Raw genomic sequence first — 19,542 nt, forward strand, 5'->3', positions numbered from 1 at the left:
CCCAAGGGCCCCGTTTTCCATTGCTGATTCAGAGACTCAGGAGTCGCCGGCCAAGGCCACGTGGCTGAAACCACCATCCACATAGATGATTTCCGAGCTGATGCCGCCAGACAGGTCGGACAGCAGGAAGGCGGCCGTGTTGCCGACATCGTCGATCGTCACATTGCGGCGGATCGGCGTGGTGGCGGCGAAGGCCGACATCAGCTTTCCGAAGTCCTTGATGCCCGAGGCGGCCAGCGTCTTGATCGGGCCGGCCGAGATGCCGTTGACGCGGATGCCCTTGGCGCCCAGGTTGTAGGCCAGGTAGCGCACGCTGGCTTCCAGCGAAGCCTTGGCCAGGCCCATGGTGTTGTAGTTGGGCACGAAGCGCTCGGCGCCCAGGTAGCTCAAGGTGATCAGCGAGGCGTTGGTGCGCAGGCGCGGTGCGGCGGCCTTTGCCATGGCCGGGAAGCTGTAGGCCGAGATGTCGTGGGCGATGCGATAGTTTTCGCGCGTCAGGCCGTCCAGGAAATCGCCGGCGATGGCGTCGCGCGGCGCGAAACCGATGGAATGGACGAAACCGTCGAATTCGGGCCAGACCTCGCCCAGCTGGGCAAACATGGCTTCGATCTGCTCGTCGCTGCTGACGTCGCAGTCGAAAATCAGCTTGGAATCAAACTCGGCGGCAAAATCGGTGATGCGCTCCTTGAAGCGCTCGCCCACATAGCTGAATGCCAGTTCGGCGCCTTCGCGGTGGCAGGCCTTGGCAATGCCGTAGGCAATCGAACGGTTGGACAATACGCCCGTGATCAGCAATCGCTTGCCGGCGAGAAAACCCATGGTGGCTCCTGTTTGTTGGTTATCGGGGCCGGATTTTGGCATGCCATGAGCCTCGCGGGCGGCATGCAGCTTGTCGGCATGGTGCTTGCATAGTACAATCCCGGCTTCGCTGGCAAGGCATGACGGCGAACGCAAGGCAAGTGCAGCAAGAGTCACAAGCGCAGTCAGCAAACTGATTGAGCCGAGGCGATTGCAGATGTGGGCGGATTCATCCAGCCCATTTTTTTTTGGCGAACGCCAAATGCATATGCAGTTGCACACCGGCCTTGCCCTGCGATCCCACGAATTTTTGAATCTGCGAGCGACAAAGAACCACGCATGAATTGGCAAGCGGCTGTTGAGAAAACCGTGACCGGCCTCGGTTACGAACTGGTGGACTGCGAACGCAGTGCTGCCGGCTTGCTGCGCGTGTACATCGACAAGCTGAGCGGAGAACTCGCCGCCGGCGCCTTCATCACGGTCGACGACTGCGAGAAGGTCACCCGCCAACTGCAGTATGTGCTCGAAGTCGAGAACGCACCTTACGAGCGTCTTGAAGTTTCTTCCCCCGGCGTTGACCGCCCGCTGAAGAAGCTGGCCGACTACCAGCGATTCGCTGGCGAGGAAGTGCAGATCACGCTGCGCGTGGCATTTCAGGGCCGCAAGAAATACAAGGGTCTGCTGCAGGCCGAAGGCGAGGGCTGGCGTCTCGTCTTCAACGACGGCAAGGCCGATCAAGCACTGGATTTTTCCCTTGAAGAGGTGCGCGAGGCCAAGCTGGTGCCGGCGCTGACCTTCAAGGGGCGCAATGCCCAGCCCAAGGAACTGCATGGGGCGGGCGAAACGGTGACCGAGGCCAAGAAGGCCAAGGCACCCAAGAAGCGCAGCAATGCAAAGGCGCGGCAGTCCGTCGAGACTGTTGGCGAAGACGAAAAGGTTGATGGAGGTCCTGATCAATGAACCGCGAACTGTTGATGCTGGTGGACGCGATTTCGCGCGAGAAGAGCGTGGAGCGCGACGTCGTGTTCGGCGCCGTCGAGGCCGCCCTGGCCTCGGCCACCAAGAAGCTGTATGGCACGGAAGTCGACATCCGTGTGGCCATTGATCGTGACTCCGGCGAGTACGAGACCTTCCGTCGCTGGCATGTCGTGCCCAATGAGGCCGGCCTGCAGAACGCCGATGCCGAGATCCTGCTGTTCGAAGCGCAGGAACAGATCGAAGACATCGAGATCGACGACCACATCGAGGAACCGGTTGAATCGGTGCCGATCGGCCGTATCGGTGCCCAGGCCGCCAAGCAGGTCATCCTGCAGAAGATCCGCGACGCCGAGCGCGAGCAGCTGCTGAACGACTTCATGTCGCGCGGAGAGAAGATCTTCATGGGTACGGTCAAGCGCCTGGACAAGGGCGACATCATTGCCGAGTCGGGCCGCGTCGAAGGGCGCCTCAAGCGCGGCGAAATGATCCCCAAGGAAAATCTGCGCACTGGCGACCGCGTTCGCGCCGTCATCCTGGGCGTGGACCCCACCCAGCGTGGGCCCCAGATCATGCTCTCGCGCTCCTCGCCCGAGTTCATGAAGGAACTGTTCGCGCAGGAAGTGCCTGAGATCGAACAAGGCCTGCTCGAGATCAAGAGCTGCGCCCGTGACTCCGGCAGCCGCGCCAAGATCGCGGTGCTCTCGCATGACAAGCGCGTCGACCCGATCGGCACCTGCGTCGGCGTGCGCGGTTCGCGCGTCAACGGCGTGACCAACGAGCTGGCCGGTGAGCGCGTGGACATCGTGCTGTGGTCGGAAGACCCGGCTCAGTTCGTCATCGGCGCCCTGGCTCCTGCCAACGTGCAGTCCATCGTGGTGGACGAAGAACGACATGCCATGGACGTGGTGGTTGACGAGGAAAACCTCGCCATCGCCATCGGCCGCGGCGGCCAGAACGTGCGGCTCGCTTCCGAGCTGACCGGCTGGCGCATCAACATCATGACGGCCGAGGAATCAGCGGCCAAGCATGAAATCGAATCGGAATCGGTGCGCAAGCTCTTCGTCGACAAGCTCGACGTGGACGAGGAAGTCGCCGATATCCTGATCGCCGAAGGATTCACCAGCCTGGAAGAAGTGGCCTACGTGCCTATGCAGGAAATGCTGGAAATCGAGGCCTTCGACGAGGACACGGTCAACGAGTTGCGCACCCGAGCCAAGGATGCGCTGCTGACCATGGAAATTGCCAAGGAAGAGAAGGTCGAGGAAGTGTCCCAAGACCTGCGTGATCTGGAAGGCGTGACGCCCGACCTGATCGCCAAGCTCGCCGATGGCGGCATCCACACACGCGACGACCTGGCCGATCTGGCCGTCGACGAACTCGTTGAACTGGCCGGCATGGACGAGGCTGATGCCCGCACCATGATCATGAAGGCCCGCGAACATTGGTTCACCGCCTGAGGCGCTGAAGACCAATCAATTCGCACAGCAGATTAAGCACAAGGATTCAACAATGGCTGTGACCACCGTCGCCCAGTTCGCCGCAGAGCTGAACAGGCCTGCAAGCACTCTTCTCGAGCAGCTGCAAGCCGCGGGCGTCAAGAAGGCGTCTGCAGAGGATGCCCTCAACGAGGCGGACAAGGAACGCCTGCTGGACTACCTGCGCACTGCGCACGGTACGGCCGGCGCTGACCGCAAGAAGATCACGCTGACGCGCAAGTCGACCAGCGAGATCAAGCAGGCCGATGCCAGCGGCAAGGCCCGCACCATCCAGGTCGAAGTGCGCAAGAAGCGCACCTTCGTCAAGCGCGACGACCTGCCCGCTGGTGTCGACGAAGCCGCAGCCGCAGCCGCGGAAGAGGCCGAGTTGCAGCGCCGCGAAGAGGAAGCTGAAAAGCAGGCCGAAGCACTGCGTCGCCAGGAAGAAGAGCTCGCAGCCAAGATGCGTGAGCGCGAAGAAGCCGAGCGCGCTGCCAAGGAAGCCGAAGAGCAACGCCGCCAGGAGCGCCTGGCTGCTGAAGCCCGCGCCGCCGAGGAAGCTGCTGAAGCAACGGCCAAGGCCGAGGCCGCCGCCAAGGCTGCTGCCGCTGCCGCCAAGAAGGGCGCCGCTGCGTCTGCGGCTGCTGCACCTGCACCTGCACCTGCCGCTGCGGTTGCTGAACCTGTGGCGCCGCCGCCGGCCCCGGTCGAGCCGCCCAAGCCCGCGCTGCGCGTGGTCAAGGCGACGGCTCCGGCTGCCGACGAGAAGCAGAAGCAAGCCGACCTGGAGCGCCGCCGCAAGGCCGCCGAGGCTGAGGCCGCTGCCATCCGCGCGATGATGAATGCGCCCAAGAAGGTCATGGTGGCCAAGAAGCCGGAAGAACCGAAGCCGGTTGAAGCCGCCGCCATCAAGGGCACGATCCACAAGAAGCCGGGCACGCCGGGCGCACCTGCCGCTGCAGGCACCGGTGCTGCCAAGCCGGGCGACAAGAAGTCGATCAAGTCCGAGAAGCTCTCAAGCAGCTGGGCCGACGATGCCGCCAAGAAGCGCGGTCTCAAGACGGTTGGAGCCGGCCCCACGGCTGGTGCAGGCGCCCGTCCGGGCTGGCGCGCTCCGGCCCGCGGTGGTGCGGGTGGCCGTCGCGGCAATGACCGCGGTGGTGATCGTGGTCAGTCGAGCTTCGTCGCGCCGGTCGAGCAACAGATTCAGGAAGTCCATGTGCCCGAGACCATCTCGGTGGCCGACCTGGCACACAAGATGTCGATCAAGGCGTCCGAGCTGATCAAGCAGCTGATGAAGCTGGGCCAGATGGTCACCATCAACCAGCAGCTGGACCAGGAAACGGCCATGATCCTCGTCGAGGAAATGGGCCACAAGGCTTTCGCTGCCAAGCTGGACGATCCGGATGCCTTCCTCGAAGAAGAAGGCACGACCGAGCAGCAGCATGAATCGCTGCCGCGCGCTCCGGTGGTCACCGTCATGGGTCACGTCGACCACGGCAAGACCTCGCTGCTGGACTACATCCGCCGAGCCCGGGTCGCCGCTGGCGAAGCCGGTGGCATCACGCAGCACATTGGCGCCTATCACGTGGACACGCCGCGCGGCATGATCACCTTCCTGGACACCCCGGGTCACGCGGCCTTCACGGCCATGCGTGCTCGCGGCGCCAAGGCCACCGACATCGTCATCCTGGTGGTGGCGGCGGACGATGGTGTGATGCCCCAGACCAAGGAAGCCATCCACCATGCCAAGGCTGCGGGCGTGCCCATCGTCGTGGCGGTCACCAAGATCGACAAGCCTGATTCCAACCTCGAGCGCGTCAAGAGCGAGCTGGTGGGCGAGCAGGTGGTGCCGGAAGAATTCGGCGGCGATTCGCCGTTCGTGGGCGTGTCTTCCAAGACCGGTCAGGGCATCGACGACCTGCTGGAGCAAGTGCTGCTGCAGGCCGAAGTGCTTGAACTGAAGGCGCCGAAGGAGTCGATGGCCAAGGGCCTCGTGATCGAAGCCAAGCTGGACAAGGGCCGCGGCCCGGTCGCCACGGTGCTTGTGCAGAGCGGCACGCTCAAGCGCGGCGACGTGGTGCTGGCAGGTTCCACCTATGGACGCGTGCGCGCCATGCTGGACGAAGACGGCAAGGCCTGTGCCGAGGGCGGTCCTTCCATCCCGGTGGAAATCCAGGGCCTGACCGAAGTCCCGCAGGCCGGTGATGAATTCATGGTGCTGGCCGATGAGCGCCGAGCGCGCGAAATCGCCACCTTCCGTTCGGGCAAGTACCGCGACGTCAAGCTGGCCAAGCAGCAAGCTGCCAAGCTCGAGAACATGTTCAGCGAAATGGGCGGCGGCGACGTGCAGACCCTGCCGCTGATCATCAAGGCCGACGTGCAGGGTTCGCAGGAAGCTCTGGCCGCCTCGCTGCTCAAGCTCTCGACCGACGAAGTCAAGGTGCAGATCGTCCATGCGGCGGTCGGTGGCATCAGTGAGTCCGACGTCAACCTGGCGATCGCCTCCAAGGCGGTCATCATCGGCTTCAACGTGCGTGCCGACGTGCTGGCCCGCAAGCTGGCCGAAGGCAACTCGGTTGACCTGCGCTACTACAACATCATCTACGACGCCGTGGATGAGGTGAAGGCAGCGATGGCCGGCATGCTGGCGCCCGAGCAGCGCGAAGAAGCGCTGGGTACGGCCGAGATCCGCGTCGTGTTCGTGGCTTCCAAGATCGGTACCGTGGCCGGTTCCATGGTCACTTCGGGCCTGGTGCGTCGTGGTGCCAAGTTCCGCCTGCTGCGCGACAACATCGTCATCTACACCGGCGAGGTCGACTCGGTCCGCCGCGAGAAGGACGATGTCAAGGAAGTCAAGGAAGGCTTCGAGTGCGGTATCAAGCTCAAGAACTACAACGACATCGCGGAAGGCGATCAGCTGGAGTTCTTCGAGATCAAGGAAGTGGCACGAACGCTTTAACCAGCGGAGTTGGCCCCACCCAGCAGACCCCGCCTCCGAAACGAAGGCGGGGTTTGTTCTTGGGAGGCCGAGAAGGAGCTAAGACATGCGACACAAGAGAGCCATCCCCAACCGCGGTTTCCGCGTAGCCGACCAGATCCAGCGCGACCTGGCGGAGCTGATCCGTGAGTTGAAGGATCCACGCATCGGCATGGCCACCGTGAACGCGGTCGAGGTCACGCCCGACTACGCGCATGCCAAGGTCTTTTTCTCGGTGCTGGTCGGCGACCCGGCCGAAACCGAAGAGGCCTTGAACGAAGCTGCCGGTTTCCTGCGCAACGGCCTGTTCAAGCGCTTGCAGATTCATACCGTGCCGACGCTGCATTTTCATTACGACCGCACGATCGAACGTGCGGCTGAGCTGAGCTCCTTGATCTCCAAGGCCAACGCCACCCGCGCGCTGGACGACGAAGAGCACACGAACGACTGAACTCGCAAGAGACCTGACGTGACCGAAACCAGACCCCAGCGCCAGAGAGTTGTGCGCCGTGCCCTGCACGGCGTGCTGCTGCTCGACAAGCCGCTGGGCCTGTCCAGCAACGACGCTCTGCAGAAAGCCAAGTGGCTCCTGCGGGCGGAGAAGGCCGGGCACACGGGCACGCTCGATCCCTTGGCCACCGGCCTCCTGCCGCTTTGCTTCGGCGCGGCCACCAAGTTCAGCCAGGTCAGCCTTGACGCCGACAAGGCCTACGTTGCGACGCTGAAACTTGGCCAGACGACGACGACTGGCGATGCCGAGGGCGAAGTCCTGGAAACGCGCGAAGTGGCCGTGACGCGTGAGCTGATAGCAGCTGCCTGCGCGAAATTCACCGGTGCCATCTCGCAAGTGCCGCCGATGTATTCGGCCCTGAAGCACGAAGGCAAGGCGCTGTACGACTATGCGCGCCAGGGCATCACGATTGAACGCGAAGCGCGTGCCGTGACAATTCACGGCATCGACATCGTCGACTGGCATGCTGACGCGCTCACCATCGCGGTCCGCTGCTCCAAGGGCACCTACATCCGCACGCTGGCCGAAGACATCGGCCGCGAGCTGGGCTGTGGCGCCCACCTGAGCGCCTTGCGCCGCACGGCCAGTGGCGCCGTCGATGTGCGAGACGCCATCAGCCTGGATGCCTTGGCTGCGATGACGGAAGCCGAGCGCGAGGCGCTCTTGCGTCCGCCCGATTGCTTGTTGGCCGACTGGCCGTCCATCAGCCTGGCTGATGAAGACGCCAGCCGGTTCCTGAATGGTCTGCGGCGTCGCGTTGCCGCCGCAGATGCACCGCATGTCCGGGTCTATGGGCCCGCCGCTCATGCCTTGTTGGGCAGCGCATCAATCGCCGCCGGTGAATTGATTCCCGGTCGTCTGTTGAGCCCGCAGGAAGTAAGCAGCCTGCTGAGCACTTGAGAATTTTTAGGAAAGTCGTCTTATGAGTACCCAGATCCGCAACATTGCCATCATTGCCCACGTTGACCATGGCAAGACCACGATGGTGGACCAGCTGCTGCGTCAAAGCGGCACCTTCGCCGACCACGAAAAGGTCGTCGACACCGTGATGGACAACAACGCCATCGAACGCGAGCGTGGCATCACCATCCTGGCCAAGAACTGCGCCGTGTCCTGGGAAGGCACGCACATCAACATCGTCGACACACCCGGACACGCGGACTTCGGCGGTGAAGTGGAGCGCGCGCTTTCCATGGTTGACGGCGTGGTGCTGCTGATCGACGCGCAGGAAGGCCCGATGCCGCAGACCCGCTTCGTGACCAAGAAGGCGCTGGCCCTGGGCCTCAAACCCATCGTCGTGGTCAACAAGGTGGACAAGCCGGGCGCCAAGCCGGACGCCGTCGTCAACGCAGCGTTCGACCTGTTCGACAAGCTGGGCGCGACCGACGAGCAGCTGGACTTCCCGGTCGTCTATGCCTCGGGCATCAACGGCTGGAGCTCGCTGGTTGAAGGCGCGCCGGGCGAGAAGTGGGGCGAAGACATGTCGGCCCTGTTCAACACCGTGCTCAAGCATGTGCCGGCGCAGTCGGGTGACGCCAGCGCGCCGCTGCAGCTGCAGATCTCGGCACTGGACTTCTCGACCTTCGTCGGCCGCATCGGCGTGGGCCGCATCAGCCAGGGCACGATCAAGCCCGGCATGCAGGTCAAGGTCATGGAAGGCCCGGACGGCAAGTCCGTCAACGGCCGCATCAACCAGGTGCTGACCTTCCACGGCCTGGACCGCGTGCAGGTCACGGAAGCCGGCCCCGGCAATATCGTGCTGATCAACGGCATTGAAGAAATCGGCATCGGCGTGACCGTGACCGACCCGGCCAATCCGCTGCCGCTGCCCATGCTGAAGGTGGACGAGCCGACGTTGACGATGAACTTCTGCGTCAACACCAGCCCGCTGGCCGGTCGTGAAGGCAAGTACGTCACCAGCCGCCAGATCTGGGACCGCCTGCAGAAGGAACTGCAGCACAACGTGGCGCTGCGCGTTTCCGAGACTGACGAAGACGGCATCTTCGAAGTCTGCGGTCGCGGCGAACTGCACCTGACCATCCTCTTGGAAAACATGCGCCGTGAAGGCTACGAGCTGGCTGTCTCCAAGCCGCGCGTGATGTTCAAGGACATCGACGGCGTGAAGAGCGAGCCGATGGAGCTGGTGACGGCCGACGTGGAAGAAATCCACCAGGGCGGCGTCATGCAGGCCCTGGGCCTGCGCAAGGGCGAAATGCTGAACATGGAGCCGGACGGCCATGGCCGCGTGCGTCTCGAGTACCGCATTCCGGCGCGCGGCCTGATCGGCTTCGCCAACGAGTTCATGAACCTGACCCGCGGTTCGGGCCTGATCTCTTCGATCTTTGACGGCTACGAAGCACACAAGGGCGACATCGGCGGCCGCAAGAACGGCGTGCTGATCTCGATGGACGACGGTGAAATCTTCACCTACGCCCTGGGCAAGCTTGACGACCGCGGCCGCATGTTCGTCAAGCCGAATGACCCGGTCTACGAAGGCATGATCGTCGGCATCCACAACCGCGACAACGACCTGGTCGTGAACGCCACCCGTACCAAGCAGCTGACCAACTTCCGCGTCAGCGGCAAGGAAGACGCGATCAAGATCACGCCGCCCATCGACCTGACGCTGGAATACGGTGTCGACTTCATCGACGACGACGAGCTGGTCGAAATCACGCCCAAGAGCGTGCGTGTCCGCAAGCGATTCCTCACGGAAAACGAACGCAAGCGCGCGTCGCGCGCTTGAGCGCACGACGCGCGCTCTGCGCGGTCAAGTGAGCTCCCCCAGCCCCCTCCATGAGGGGGCTCCAGTCAGACAGACGCCCGCGCCCCGAAAGGGGCGCTCTCAATTCATGAGCCATCGTCATGCCCTCCTGTTGATGATCCTGGTCACGCTGCTGTGGAGCACGGCGGGCGTGGTCACGCGGCATCTGGAGGCGGCGCGCAGTTTCGAGGTTACGTTCTGGCGCAGCGCGTTCAATGCGCTGTCCTTGATCGTGCTCCTGCGCTGGCTGCGCGGCCCGGCCTTGTGGGGTCAGCTTTTGCGGGCGCCGCGGCTGGTCTGGCTGTCGGGCGCCTGCTGGGCGGCGATGTTCACGGCCTTCATGGTGGCAATCACCATGGCCAGCGTGGCGACGGTGCTGGTGACGATGGCGCTGGGGCCCTTGCTGACCGCGCTGTTCTCGCGCCTCTTTCTGCATCACCGCCTGCCGGCCCGGACCTGGGCAGCGATTGGCATGGCCACGCTGGGTATTGCCTGGATGTTCGGCCAGGAGGCGGATGGGGCAGGGCTCGCGGGCGTGCTGGTGGCCCTGCTGGTGCCGCTGGCAGCCGCAACGAATTGGACGCTGCTACAGCGCGCCACCCATGGCAACGCCGATCCCGACGCGCTTGCGCCGGGCCAGGACATGTTGCCCGCCGTGCTGATCGGCGCCCTGATCTCAGCTCTGCTCACCCTGCCACTTGCCTGGCCCTTCCAGGCTTCAGCCCATGATCTGGGCCTGCTCGGATTCCTGGGGCTTTGCCAGCTGGCCATTCCCTGTTTGCTGGTCGTGCGGCTTTCGCGGGTACTGCCCGCGCCGGAGATCGCCTTGCTCGGCCAGCTGGAGGTGATCTTCGGCGTGCTGTGGGCCTGGCTGGGTGCCGGGGAAGCCCCGGCTGGCGCCACGCTCATCGGCGGTGCTACCCTGCTGGCCGCCCTGGCAGGCAATGAAATCCTGGCGCTACGGCAGCGCCGGCCACAATGAAGCAATCAAAGAAACTGGAGTTCCTGGCATGAGCGCCGCACCGTTGATCCCCCCGCTGCAATCCGAGGGCCAGGTCCTGGCCGAAGTCAACGGCTGCCTGGGGCTGATCACCTTGAACCGCGCGAACGCGCTGAATGCGCTGTCGCTGGCGATGATCCGTGACCTCACGGCACTCCTGAAGGCCTGGGCCGCAGCGCCGGCCATCGAAGCCGTGGTCATCCTCGGCGCCGGACGCGAAGGCAAGCCTGCGGCTTTCTGCGCCGGTGGAGACATCCGCTTCTTCCACCAGGCCGCCCTGGCCGGTGACAAGGCGCTGGAAGACTTCTTCACTGAAGAGTACGCGCTGAACCACCTGATCCACGCCTATCCCAAACCCTATATCGCCCTGATGGATGGCGTGGTGATGGGCGGTGGCATGGGCATCAGCCAGGGCGCCAAGTTGCGCGTGCTGACCGAACATTCCAAGCTGGCCATGCCCGAGACCAATATCGGCCTGTTCCCCGACGTGGGCGGTGGCTGGTTCCTCGCGCAATGCCCGGGCAGCAGCGGCGAATGGCTGGCCCTGACCGGGCATGCCGTGGGTGCTGGCGACGCCATCGCCCTGGGTTTGGGCGATGTATTCGTGCGCAGCGGCGAGTTGCCCATCATCATCGAGGCCTTCCGTCGCGGTGAGCAGCCGAGCGCCGAGCATGTCGTGGCCACGGTGATGGAGCGGGTCGATCTCGCAGCGCCGGCCGACGACCTGGAGCTGCGCCGTCGCATCGACCTGCACTTCTCCAAGCCCACGGTGCTGGCAATCTGCGAGTCGCTGCAGGCCGCGGGCGATGCCTGGTCGATGGAGACGCTGGCCACCTTGCGCAAGCGTTCGCCGCTGATGCTGGCCGTCACGCTGGAACTGATCCGCCGCGCCCGCAAGCTGAGCCTCGCCGAAGACCTGCGCTTGGAGCGTGACCTGGTGCACCGCTGCTTCCATCTACGCCCTGGCGCGGCCTCGGAAACGGTGGAGGGCATCCGTGCGCTGGCGGTCGACAAGGACCACAGCCCGCGCTGGAACCCGGCGCGCATCGAAGACGTGACGCCGGCCATGGTGGCCGAGTTCTTCGCCAGCCCCTGGGCGCCGGCCGAGCATCCGCTGCGCGGCCTGGCCTGAAGCTGATCAGGCGGGGCGTGGGGCGGCTGGCAGCGGCTTGCCGCTGCGGGCCAACGCCTCGAATTCCTCGATAGGCACAGGGCGCGAGAACAGAAAGCCCTGGAAGATCCGGCAGCCCATGGCCTGCAAGGCCTGCAGCTGCGCATGGTTCTCCACACCTTCGGCCACCACTTCGAGACCGAGGTCCTCACCGAGGTGGACGATGGTGGCGGCGATCTTGGCTGCGCTCGCATCGCCAGGCAGGTCGCGCACAAAGCTCTGGTCGACCTTGATCTGATCCAGCGGCAGCAGCTTCAGATAGGCCAGCGAAGAAAAGCCGGTGCCGAAATCGTCCAGCGCCATGCGTATGCCCTGGCCGCGGATCTGCTCCATCTTGCTGCGCACGGCCTCGAAGTCCTCGACGAACATCGACTCGGTCAGCTCGAACTTGAGCGAGGCCGGCGGCGTCTCTGCTTCGTGCACGGTCCCCAGCAGCTTGGTGGTCGAGGCGCCGGAATAGAGCTGGGCCGAGCTGACATTGACGGACACGGTCAGCTGGCTCAGCACCGGATCATCTTCCCAGGCGTGCAGGGCCTTGCAGACGATGGCTGCGATCTGCTCGCCTGCCGGCACGATCAGGCCTGATCGCTCGGCCATCGGAATGAACTCGGCGGGCGAGACATAGCCCCGCTTGGAATGGCGCCAGCGCATCAGGGCTTCGGCACCGACGATGCGGCCATCCGCCGTGCACTGGGCCTGCAGATAGGCCTGGATTTCGCCGGTGGCCACGGCGCGGGCGAAATCGAGCTCGAGCGCCGAGGTTTCCTTGGCTTCGCGCAGCATGATGTCGATGATCATGAACAGCAGCACGGTGGCGCTGACCACGTTGATCACGGCGCCCACGCGCCGCTGCGCCTCGTTCATGAAGTGCTCGTGGGCCAGATCGACCGGCGCCATTGCCAGCACGGCGAAGCAGGTCAGCACGATGATCACCACGGCGGCGCGCACCGCAAAGCGCTCATGCTGCAGCAGGAACACGCTATAGACCGTCAAGGGAACCATGTAGAGGTGCAGCGTGCGCGGCGCCACCACGGTGGGTATGTCCGCCAGGCCGGCCACGGTCAGCAGAAAGCCCAGGCAGACAAAGAGAAAGATCATGCCTGCCAGGCGCACCTGCTTGCGCTGCACCAGCCACAGCACCAGGCCGGCCGATGCCGCCAGGCCCAGGTCCAGCACCGTCAGCCAGAGCTGGTTCTTCAAGGCGAAGAAGCTGGCCCAGAAGGCAATGGTGCCGATGGTGAACCAGCTGCCCGTGATCAGCATGCGCCGGCGGCGGCGATCAAAGGGCTGCGGCAGGGTGCCTTCCGCATTGTTGAAGCGTGCCAGCAGTTGAGCTGGCGATGGCCAGCTCGACAGCGGCCGGCCGATCCCAAGCGACTCTTCGAGCATGCTGCTGGCTCTTTCCCACGCCGAGGCGTGATGGACGCGAAATCTTTTGGTCTTGCCAGCAATGTCCGCGAGTCCTTGATGCCGCGTCATCCGTATATGCGCCTAGTTGTGCGAATTTCGCCCAATTGCGGGACCTGAGTGCTTGGCCATAATCGCGCGCAACCCCGCAATGCCGCGCGCTGTCTGGCGCGGCCCATCCCCACGAAGGATTGTTCCCAGCCCATGCGCACAGACATCGAGATCGCCCAGGCGGCGACGCTACAGCCCATCGTTCCCCTGGCCGTACGGCGCCTGGGAGTCCCCGAAGGGTCCTTGAGCCCCTATGGCCGGTACAAGGCCAAGCTCTCGCTGGAACAGATCGAGAAGCTGCAAGGCCGACCTGACGGTCACCTGGTGCTGGTCACCGCCATCACGCCCACGCCGCCGGGCGAGGGCAAGACCACCACGACAGTGGGCCTCGGTGACGCGCTGAACCACATCGGTCAGAACGCCATCATCTGCCTGCGCGAGCCTTCGCTGGGGCCCTGTTTTGGCATGAAGGGCGGTGCGGCCGGTGGCGGCCTTGCGCAGATCGTGCCGATGGAGGACATCAACCTCCACTTCACCGGCGACTTCCATGCCATCGCGCTGGCCAACAACCTGCTGGCCGCGCTGATCGACAACCATGTCCACCATGGCAATGCGCTCGGCCTGGATGTGCGGCGCATCGTCTGGCGCCGCGTGGTCGACATGAACGACCGAGCCCTGCGTGAGATCACTGTCGCCCTCGGCGGCCCAGGCAATGGCTATCCTCGCGAAGACGGCTTCGACATCGTGGTGGCCTCCGAGGTGATGGCGATCCTGTGCCTGGCCACGTCGCTGGCCGATCTGAAGGAAAGGCTCGGTCGTATCGTGGTGGGCTACACGAGCAGCAAGTTGCCGATCACCGCGCGGCAGCTCAAGGCCGACGGCGCGATGGCCGCCCTGCTGAAAGACGCGCTGGCGCCCAACCTCGTGCAGACGCTCGAGGGCAATCCGGCCTTTGTGCACGGCGGGCCGTTTGCCAATATCGCGCATGGCTGCAATTCGCTGATCGCGACCCAGACGGCGCTCAAGCTGGCCGACTACGTGGTGACCGAAGCAGGCTTTGGCGCCGACCTCGGTGCCGAGAAGTTCATCGACATCAAGTGCCGGCAGTCGGGCCTGCGCCCGGGCTGCGCCGTCATCGTCGCCACGGTGCGAGCCTTGCGCCATCATGGTGGCGCCTTGCAGGGGCTGGAGGCGCTGCAGGAGGGCCTGGCCAATTTGCGCCGCCATGTTGCCAATGTGCGCCTGCACTATGGCCTGCCGGCCATCGTCTCGATCAACCGCTTCGATGGCGACACGCCGGAAGAGATTGCAATGATCGAGCGTGAATGCGCAGCACTCGAAGTCCCCTGCGTGCTGGCCTCGCATTGGGCCGAAGGTGGGGCAGGTGCGGCCGAGCTGGCTCGCGAGGTGGTCAAAGCCTGCGCCAGCGGCGCGGCAAGGATGCAGCTGCTCTATGAAGACGAACTGCCGCTGGACGAGAAGATCGCCGCGGTGGCGCGCAAGATCTATCACGCTGAATCGGTGGACTGGGAACCCAAGGCCCGTGCCCAGCTCGGCGAATTGCAGGCCCTGGGCTTTGGCGGCCTGCCGGTCTGCATTGCCAAGACGCAGTACTCCTTCAGCAGCGACGCCAAGCTGCTGGCTGCACCCATCGGCCATGCCTTGCGGGTGCGCGAGCTCAGGCTCAATGCGGGCGCTGGTTTTGTCACCGCCATCTGTGGCGACATCATGACGATGCCGGGCCTGCCAAAAGTGCCCGCGGCTGAGCGCATCGATGTCGATGCCCACGGTCGCATCAGCGGACTGTTCTGAACTTGTCGACGAAAAGGGGAGCCATGTACAAGCGTCATTCCTTGCTGTTGATCCTTGCAGTGCTCGGGCTCACGGCCTGCGCCAGCAAGCCCGATACCGGCGCGCGTGTCGGTTCGGCTGCCGCCGCGCCGCTGAACGATCTGAATCTGGTCAAGGACAAGATTCCGCAGGCCTTGCTGGACGCCCAGGGGGCGCCGTACAAGCGGCCGGCAGACAGCAGCTGCACCGGCCTGCTGGCGGCGATACAGCCTTTGGACGAGGCGCTCGGCCCCGACATTGATGCGCCGTCGCAGCGGGCCGAGCAAGGGCTGGTTGAGAAGGGCGGTGAGGCTGCGGGTGACGCTGCCGTGGACGCCTTGCGGCGAACCGCCGAAGGCTTGCTGCCGTTCCGCGGCTGGCTGCGCAAGCTCAGCGGTGCGGAGCGCTATTCCAGGGAGGTGGCGGCGGCTGTCATGGCGGGCCGCTCGCGGCGTGCCTTCCTGAAGGGCATGGGCGCGGCGCAGTCCTGCCCGGTGCCTCCAGCAACTGCCGCATCGGCCGCCAGCCCGGCCTGAGCCTGCAGCGGCCCGTCGCCTGCATCTGCTGCCTGTCCCGGCCGCCATGCCTTGTGTCGTAGCTCGGCGGCGTAGGGGCGGGCCCCTCGCTAACCTGCCGGCTTTTCAAGCGTCGAGCAAGGCGAGGGGTCGAGCAATGTTGAGCATCCAGAACTTGGTGAAGGTGTACGGCGGCAAGCTGCGCGCGCTGGACGGCGTTTCGCTGGAGCTGGGGCCGGGCGTGCTCGGCCTGATCGGCCACAACGGCGCCGGCAAGAGCACGCTGATGCAGATGCTGGCCACGCTCACCAAGCCCACCAGCGGCCGCATCCTGCTGGACGGCCAGTGCATCGTTGCCAAGCCCGAGCTGATGCGCCGCCGCCTGGGCTATCTGCCGCAGGACTTCGGCGTGTTCCCGCATCTCACGGCGCTCGAATTCCTGCAGTACTTCGCCGCGCTCAAAGGCGTGCGCGACCCGGCGCGCATTCGCCGCCTGCTGGAGCTGGTCAACCTGGCCGAGCAGGCCAACCGCCCGGCCATCGGCTTCTCGGGCGGCATGCGCCAGCGCCTGGGCATTGCCCAAGCCTTGCTGAACGACCCGGATGTGCTGATCGTCGACGAGCCCACCGCCGGCCTCGACCCTGAAGAGCGCCTGCGCTTTCGCAACCTGCTGGCCGAGATCGGATTTTCCAAGCTGGTGATCGTGTCGACCCACATCGTCTCCGACGTCGAGAACATGGCCGAGCGCCTGGCCATCATGCGCCAGGGCAAGCTGGTGGACCTGGCGACGCCCGCGCAATTGCTGGAGCGCGCTCGCGGCCAGGTCTGGAGTGCGCAACTGGCACTTGACCACTATGAGGCGCTGCGCGGCCAGGGCATCCACATGCTGCAGGCGCAACGGCAGGGCGGCCTGATCAACGCCCGCATGGCCCATGCCGAGCAACCCTGCGTTGGTGCGAGCGTCAGCGAACCGAGTCTGGAAGAAGCCTTGATGGCACAGCGCTATGCAGCGCAGGCGGTGCCGGCATGAACCCGGCGGCATTCAAGGCGCTGGTGCTGAACGAACTGCGGCTGCGCTCGCGCCGCATCGGTTCGCTGGTCTGCGTGCTGGCCGTCATCGTCATCAGCTGGCTGGTGGTGGCTGACCCCGCTGGTGGCCGGGCGATGATGACCATGGGCAAGCAGCGCGTGGCCTACGAGAGCCTCACTCTGGCCTTTGGCACAGCCACGATCGCCGGCATGCTGATGGGCCTGGCGGGCTTCTACCTGGTGCGCGGCCGCACGCAGGAGGACCTGCGCAGCGGCACGGGCGGACTGCTGGCCAGCGCGCCGGTTGGCAATGTCTTGTTCCTGCTGGCCCGCTGGTGCGGCGCGGTGCTGTATCTGCTGTCGCTGATGGGCGCCTTGATGCTCAGCGTCTGGGTGCTGCATCTGGTGCGTGGCGAAGGGCCTTTGCAGCCCTGGGTCTATCTGCAGACCTATCTGCTGGTGCTGACCCCGACACTGATGCTGGCCGCCAGTGTGGCCACGCTCTGCGACGCCTGGGCTCCGCTGATGGGCAAGCGCGGCGACCTGCTGTTCTTCATGCTCTGGGTGGCCCAGTTCATGTTCATGCCAGTCACCTTGAGCGCCGCGCAGCCCAGTCTCAGCGGCTGGCAGGTGTTTGATATCTCGGGCCTGACCAGCCATATCGTGCGAATGAGCGAGCTGCTGCATGTCCAGCACTTCAGCATTGGCGGTTCGCCCTTCGACAGCAGCCTGCCGGTACTGCCGGCGCCGGACGGATTCTGGAGTCCGCAGTTGCTGGCGCTGCGCCTGGGTTCAGCGCTGCTGGCCCTGCTGCCGCTCGGCCTGGCGGTCGCGCTGTTCCACCGCTATTCGCCAGACAAGGTCAAGGCACGTGAAAACGGCAAGCTGTTTGCACTGCTGGCCTGGGTTCAACACCTGCTTCAGCCGCTGAGCCGGGCCGTGAACCGCCTGCTGCCGCTGTGTGCCCGCTGGCCGGGCCTCGCGGGTCAGGTGGCGGCCGAGACCGTGGTCAGCCTGAGTGTCAGCCCGCTCGCCTTGCTGCTCGGCGCGGGTGTGATCGTGGCCGGCGTTGCCAGCCCGGCCCATCGCCTTGGGCCGGTGCTTTGTGCGGCGGCCGTGCTCTGGGGCATCCTGATCAGCGATATTGCTGCCCGCGACCATCAGGCGCGTGCCCTGGCCTTGACCAACGTGACTTTGGGCGGCCCGCGGGCCCGCTACCTGCGCCAATGGCTGGCCAGCCTCGTCTTGGGCGTGATCTTCAGCCTGCCGGTGCTCTTGCGCTGGAGTGTTGAGCAGCCCTTGCTGGCCGCGGCCTTGCTGAGTGGCTTGATCTTCCTGAGTGCCGTGGCCAGCTTCCTGGGCCAGAGCACCGGCAGCGGGCGGGCCTATCTGTCGCTCTTCCTGTTCGGTTTCTACCTGTCGGTGCAGACGCCCAAGATGGCGTGGTTTGACCCCATGGGTTTCAATGGCTCGGCCAATGCGACCACGGTGGGCAGCTATCTGCTCATTGCACTGGCTCTGCTGGCTGCAGGGCTGGGCTTGAACCAGCGGCGGCACGCTTGAGCGGCGCGCGCACCAGGGCTTCGAATTCAGGCACCGGCAGCGGGCGTGCGTAGAAAAAGCCCTGATGCGTGCTGCAGCCCAGTTGCAGCAGGGCCTCGGCCTGGGCCGCGGTCTCGACACCCTCGGCCACGGTTTCCAGGCCCAGCTCGCGGCTCAGGCCGATGATGGTGCGGGTGATGGCCACGGCGCCAGCGTCGCCGGGCAAGCCGCGCACGAAGCTCTGGTCGATCTTGAGCTGGTCCAGCGGCAGGAGCTTCAGGTAGCTCAGCGATGAAAAACCGGTGCCGAAGTCGTCCAGCGCCATGCGAATGCCGCGCGACCGGCATTCGGCCATGCGCTCGCGCACGCCCCGGAAGTCTTCCACGAAGACCGACTCCGTCAGCTCGAACTTGATCGCGCCATGCGGCAGGCCAGGCTCGGTGACGATGTCCAGCAGCCTTTGCATCGCGCGTGCATCGCGGATCTGGCCTGGGCTCACATTGATCGACACCGTCATGCCAGCAAGCGCCGGCTCATGACGCCAGCGCAGCAGCACGGCGCAGACCTGGCGGGCCACGACTTCACCGGCTGGCACGATCAGGCCGCTGCGTTCTGCCACCGGGATGAACTCCGCCGGTGAGACAAAGCCGCGCTGCGGATGCTGCCAGCGCATCAAGGCCTCGGCACCGACGATGCGGCCCGATACATCGCACTGCGCCTGCAGATGCACCTGGATCTCGCCCGAGCCCAGCGCGCGCAGGAGCTCCGACTCCAGGGCCGAGTTCTCTTTGGATTCGCCGAGGATGGCGCTCAGCAGCGCGTACAGCATGCCCACAGTAAAGGCGGTCACCCACCATATGGCGGGTGCGCGCATTTCATCGGGCAGCACAGGCCGGAAGCCGAATCCGCCGGTGTGACCCGACAGCACCGCGAAGCTCGCCAGTGTCAGCATCGGTAGCGACCAGCGCCAATGGCGTCTGTCCTGCTGCAAGAGGAAGAAGCTGCCGACGAAGAGCGGAATCATCAGGAGATGGAGACTGCGCGGCATGGACGGCGTGGGCACATCGGTGGCCAGCGTCAGGCCCCACAGGGCCAGCAGGGAGGAGAGCGAGAACACCAGGCTGGCAAGCCTCATCAGGCGCAGACGCGTCAGCTGCAGGACGCCAACGGCGGCGAGGGCCACCGCGGCTTCGCCTAGGGCGGCTGTCGGGTGATCGATGTAGACGAAGAACAGCATCCACGGGATGGAGCTGAGCAGGGTGGCGCCAGCTCCCAGCAGCAGCACGCGGCGGCGGCGCCTGTCAAAGGCAGCTGAGGCCGGTGCCTCGGCGGCATTGAGCCGGCGGAGCTGGCTCAGCCAGACCCCGCGATAAAAGCCTGCGTCATCGCCCAGGCTGTTGTCCATCGCTGCTCCCTGCTGCTGCCTGCTTGTTTTCTGGCAGGCGTACCTGCCGCTTTTATAGGCAGTACGCCGAGTTGGCAAGTCCCGCG

14 protein-coding genes and 1 pseudogene are annotated in these 19,542 nt (G+C 65.1%); 12 read left to right on the forward strand and 3 right to left on the reverse strand.

The window, feature by feature from the left end; all coding sequences use genetic code 11:
- Window positions 1-36 precede the first annotated feature (36 nt).
- Window positions 37-819 (reverse strand): enoyl-ACP reductase FabI, encoded by a 783-nt coding sequence (fabI, locus tag V3596_RS05145; RefSeq protein WP_334276545.1) that lies wholly within the window; start codon window positions 817-819, stop codon window positions 37-39.
- A 318-nt stretch (window positions 820-1,137) separates the two neighbouring features.
- Between fabI and rimP the strand changes: the two are divergent.
- The 8 genes and pseudogenes from rimP to V3596_RS05185 all read left to right on the forward strand — a co-directional run.
- Window positions 1,138-1,608, forward strand: a pseudogene (gene rimP / locus V3596_RS05150) (ribosome maturation factor RimP); the annotation flags it as partial.
- 146 nt (window positions 1,609-1,754) lie between these two features.
- Window positions 1,755-3,233: a transcription termination factor NusA gene (gene nusA, locus V3596_RS05155; protein ID WP_334276547.1), complete on the forward strand. Its 1,479-nt coding sequence runs from the start codon at window positions 1,755-1,757 to the stop codon at window positions 3,231-3,233.
- 52 nt (window positions 3,234-3,285) lie between these two features.
- Entirely contained in the window at window positions 3,286-6,213 is a 2,928-nt protein-coding gene (infB, locus tag V3596_RS05160) for a translation initiation factor IF-2 (RefSeq protein ID WP_334276548.1), read from the forward strand.
- Between the two features lie 85 nt (window positions 6,214-6,298).
- Entirely contained in the window at window positions 6,299-6,682 is a 384-nt protein-coding gene (gene rbfA, locus V3596_RS05165) for a 30S ribosome-binding factor RbfA (RefSeq protein ID WP_334276549.1), read from the forward strand.
- A gap of 18 nt (window positions 6,683-6,700) precedes the next feature.
- Complete coding sequence (truB, locus tag V3596_RS05170) at window positions 6,701-7,642, forward strand: tRNA pseudouridine(55) synthase TruB (RefSeq protein WP_334276550.1); 942 nt, start codon at window positions 6,701-6,703, stop codon at window positions 7,640-7,642.
- A 22-nt stretch (window positions 7,643-7,664) separates the two neighbouring features.
- The gene (typA, locus tag V3596_RS05175) at window positions 7,665-9,488 is read left to right on the forward strand and encodes a translational GTPase TypA (protein WP_334276551.1); all 1,824 of its coding nucleotides are present in this window, start codon (window positions 7,665-7,667) and stop codon (window positions 9,486-9,488) included.
- Between the two features lie 106 nt (window positions 9,489-9,594).
- Window positions 9,595-10,488: a DMT family transporter gene (locus V3596_RS05180; RefSeq protein WP_334276552.1), complete on the forward strand. Its 894-nt coding sequence runs from the start codon at window positions 9,595-9,597 to the stop codon at window positions 10,486-10,488.
- A 28-nt stretch (window positions 10,489-10,516) separates the two neighbouring features.
- The gene (locus V3596_RS05185) at window positions 10,517-11,638 is read left to right on the forward strand and encodes an enoyl-CoA hydratase/isomerase family protein (RefSeq protein WP_334276553.1); all 1,122 of its coding nucleotides are present in this window, start codon (window positions 10,517-10,519) and stop codon (window positions 11,636-11,638) included.
- Window positions 11,639-11,644: 6 nt separating this feature from the next.
- Here V3596_RS05185 and V3596_RS05190 read toward each other — a convergent pair whose 3' ends face one another.
- The gene (locus V3596_RS05190; protein WP_334276555.1) at window positions 11,645-13,066 is read right to left on the reverse strand and encodes a putative bifunctional diguanylate cyclase/phosphodiesterase; all 1,422 of its coding nucleotides are present in this window, start codon (window positions 13,064-13,066) and stop codon (window positions 11,645-11,647) included.
- Window positions 13,067-13,288: 222 nt separating this feature from the next.
- On the opposite strand from V3596_RS05190, the gene V3596_RS05195 reads away from it, so the two are divergent.
- The 4 genes from V3596_RS05195 to V3596_RS05210 all read left to right on the forward strand — a co-directional run bounded on the left by V3596_RS05195 (window position 13,289) and on the right by V3596_RS05210 (window position 18,072).
- Window positions 13,289-14,947 (forward strand): formate--tetrahydrofolate ligase, encoded by a 1,659-nt coding sequence (locus V3596_RS05195; protein WP_334276556.1) that lies wholly within the window; start codon window positions 13,289-13,291, stop codon window positions 14,945-14,947.
- A gap of 23 nt (window positions 14,948-14,970) precedes the next feature.
- Complete coding sequence (locus V3596_RS05200; RefSeq protein WP_334276557.1) at window positions 14,971-15,501, forward strand: hypothetical protein; 531 nt, start codon at window positions 14,971-14,973, stop codon at window positions 15,499-15,501.
- Window positions 15,502-15,637: 136 nt separating this feature from the next.
- The gene (locus V3596_RS05205) at window positions 15,638-16,510 is read left to right on the forward strand and encodes an ABC transporter ATP-binding protein (RefSeq protein WP_334276558.1); all 873 of its coding nucleotides are present in this window, start codon (window positions 15,638-15,640) and stop codon (window positions 16,508-16,510) included.
- Complete coding sequence (locus V3596_RS05210) at window positions 16,507-18,072, forward strand: hypothetical protein (RefSeq protein ID WP_334276559.1); 1,566 nt, start codon at window positions 16,507-16,509, stop codon at window positions 18,070-18,072. The genes V3596_RS05205 and V3596_RS05210 overlap by 4 nt, the downstream gene beginning before the upstream one ends.
- Here V3596_RS05210 and V3596_RS05215 read toward each other — a convergent pair.
- A complete protein-coding gene (locus V3596_RS05215) occupies window positions 18,014-19,456 on the reverse strand; it encodes a putative bifunctional diguanylate cyclase/phosphodiesterase (RefSeq protein WP_334276560.1) in 1,443 nt (480 codons plus the stop codon). The two genes, V3596_RS05210 and V3596_RS05215, sit on opposite strands and share 59 nt — an antisense overlap.
- Between the last annotated feature and the right edge of the window lie 86 nt (window positions 19,457-19,542).

Source organism: Roseateles microcysteis (assembly GCF_036880965.1).
Taxonomy (GTDB): Bacteria; Pseudomonadota; Gammaproteobacteria; order Burkholderiales; family Burkholderiaceae_C; genus JAUASW01.

Excerpts from the sequence above, each read along its gene's own strand:
- fabI (WP_334276545.1), bottom strand. The coding sequence starts at position 819 with ATGGGTTTTCTCGCCGGCAAGCGATTGCTGATCACGGGCGTATTGTCC.
- nusA (WP_334276547.1), top strand. The coding sequence starts at position 1,755 with ATGAACCGCGAACTGTTGATGCTGGTGGACGCGATTTCGCGCGAGAAG.
- infB (WP_334276548.1), top strand. The coding sequence starts at position 3,286 with ATGGCTGTGACCACCGTCGCCCAGTTCGCCGCAGAGCTGAACAGGCCT.
- rbfA (WP_334276549.1), top strand. The coding sequence starts at position 6,299 with ATGCGACACAAGAGAGCCATCCCCAACCGCGGTTTCCGCGTAGCCGAC.
- typA (WP_334276551.1), top strand. The coding sequence starts at position 7,665 with ATGAGTACCCAGATCCGCAACATTGCCATCATTGCCCACGTTGACCAT.
- V3596_RS05180 (WP_334276552.1), top strand. The coding sequence starts at position 9,595 with ATGAGCCATCGTCATGCCCTCCTGTTGATGATCCTGGTCACGCTGCTG.
- V3596_RS05185 (WP_334276553.1), top strand. The coding sequence starts at position 10,517 with ATGAGCGCCGCACCGTTGATCCCCCCGCTGCAATCCGAGGGCCAGGTC.
- V3596_RS05190 (WP_334276555.1), bottom strand. The coding sequence starts at position 13,066 with ATGCTCGAAGAGTCGCTTGGGATCGGCCGGCCGCTGTCGAGCTGGCCA.
- V3596_RS05195 (WP_334276556.1), top strand. The coding sequence starts at position 13,289 with ATGCGCACAGACATCGAGATCGCCCAGGCGGCGACGCTACAGCCCATC.
- V3596_RS05200 (WP_334276557.1), top strand. The coding sequence starts at position 14,971 with ATGTACAAGCGTCATTCCTTGCTGTTGATCCTTGCAGTGCTCGGGCTC.
- V3596_RS05205 (WP_334276558.1), top strand. The coding sequence starts at position 15,638 with ATGTTGAGCATCCAGAACTTGGTGAAGGTGTACGGCGGCAAGCTGCGC.
- V3596_RS05210 (WP_334276559.1), top strand. The coding sequence starts at position 16,507 with ATGAACCCGGCGGCATTCAAGGCGCTGGTGCTGAACGAACTGCGGCTG.
- V3596_RS05215 (WP_334276560.1), bottom strand. The coding sequence starts at position 19,456 with ATGGACAACAGCCTGGGCGATGACGCAGGCTTTTATCGCGGGGTCTGG.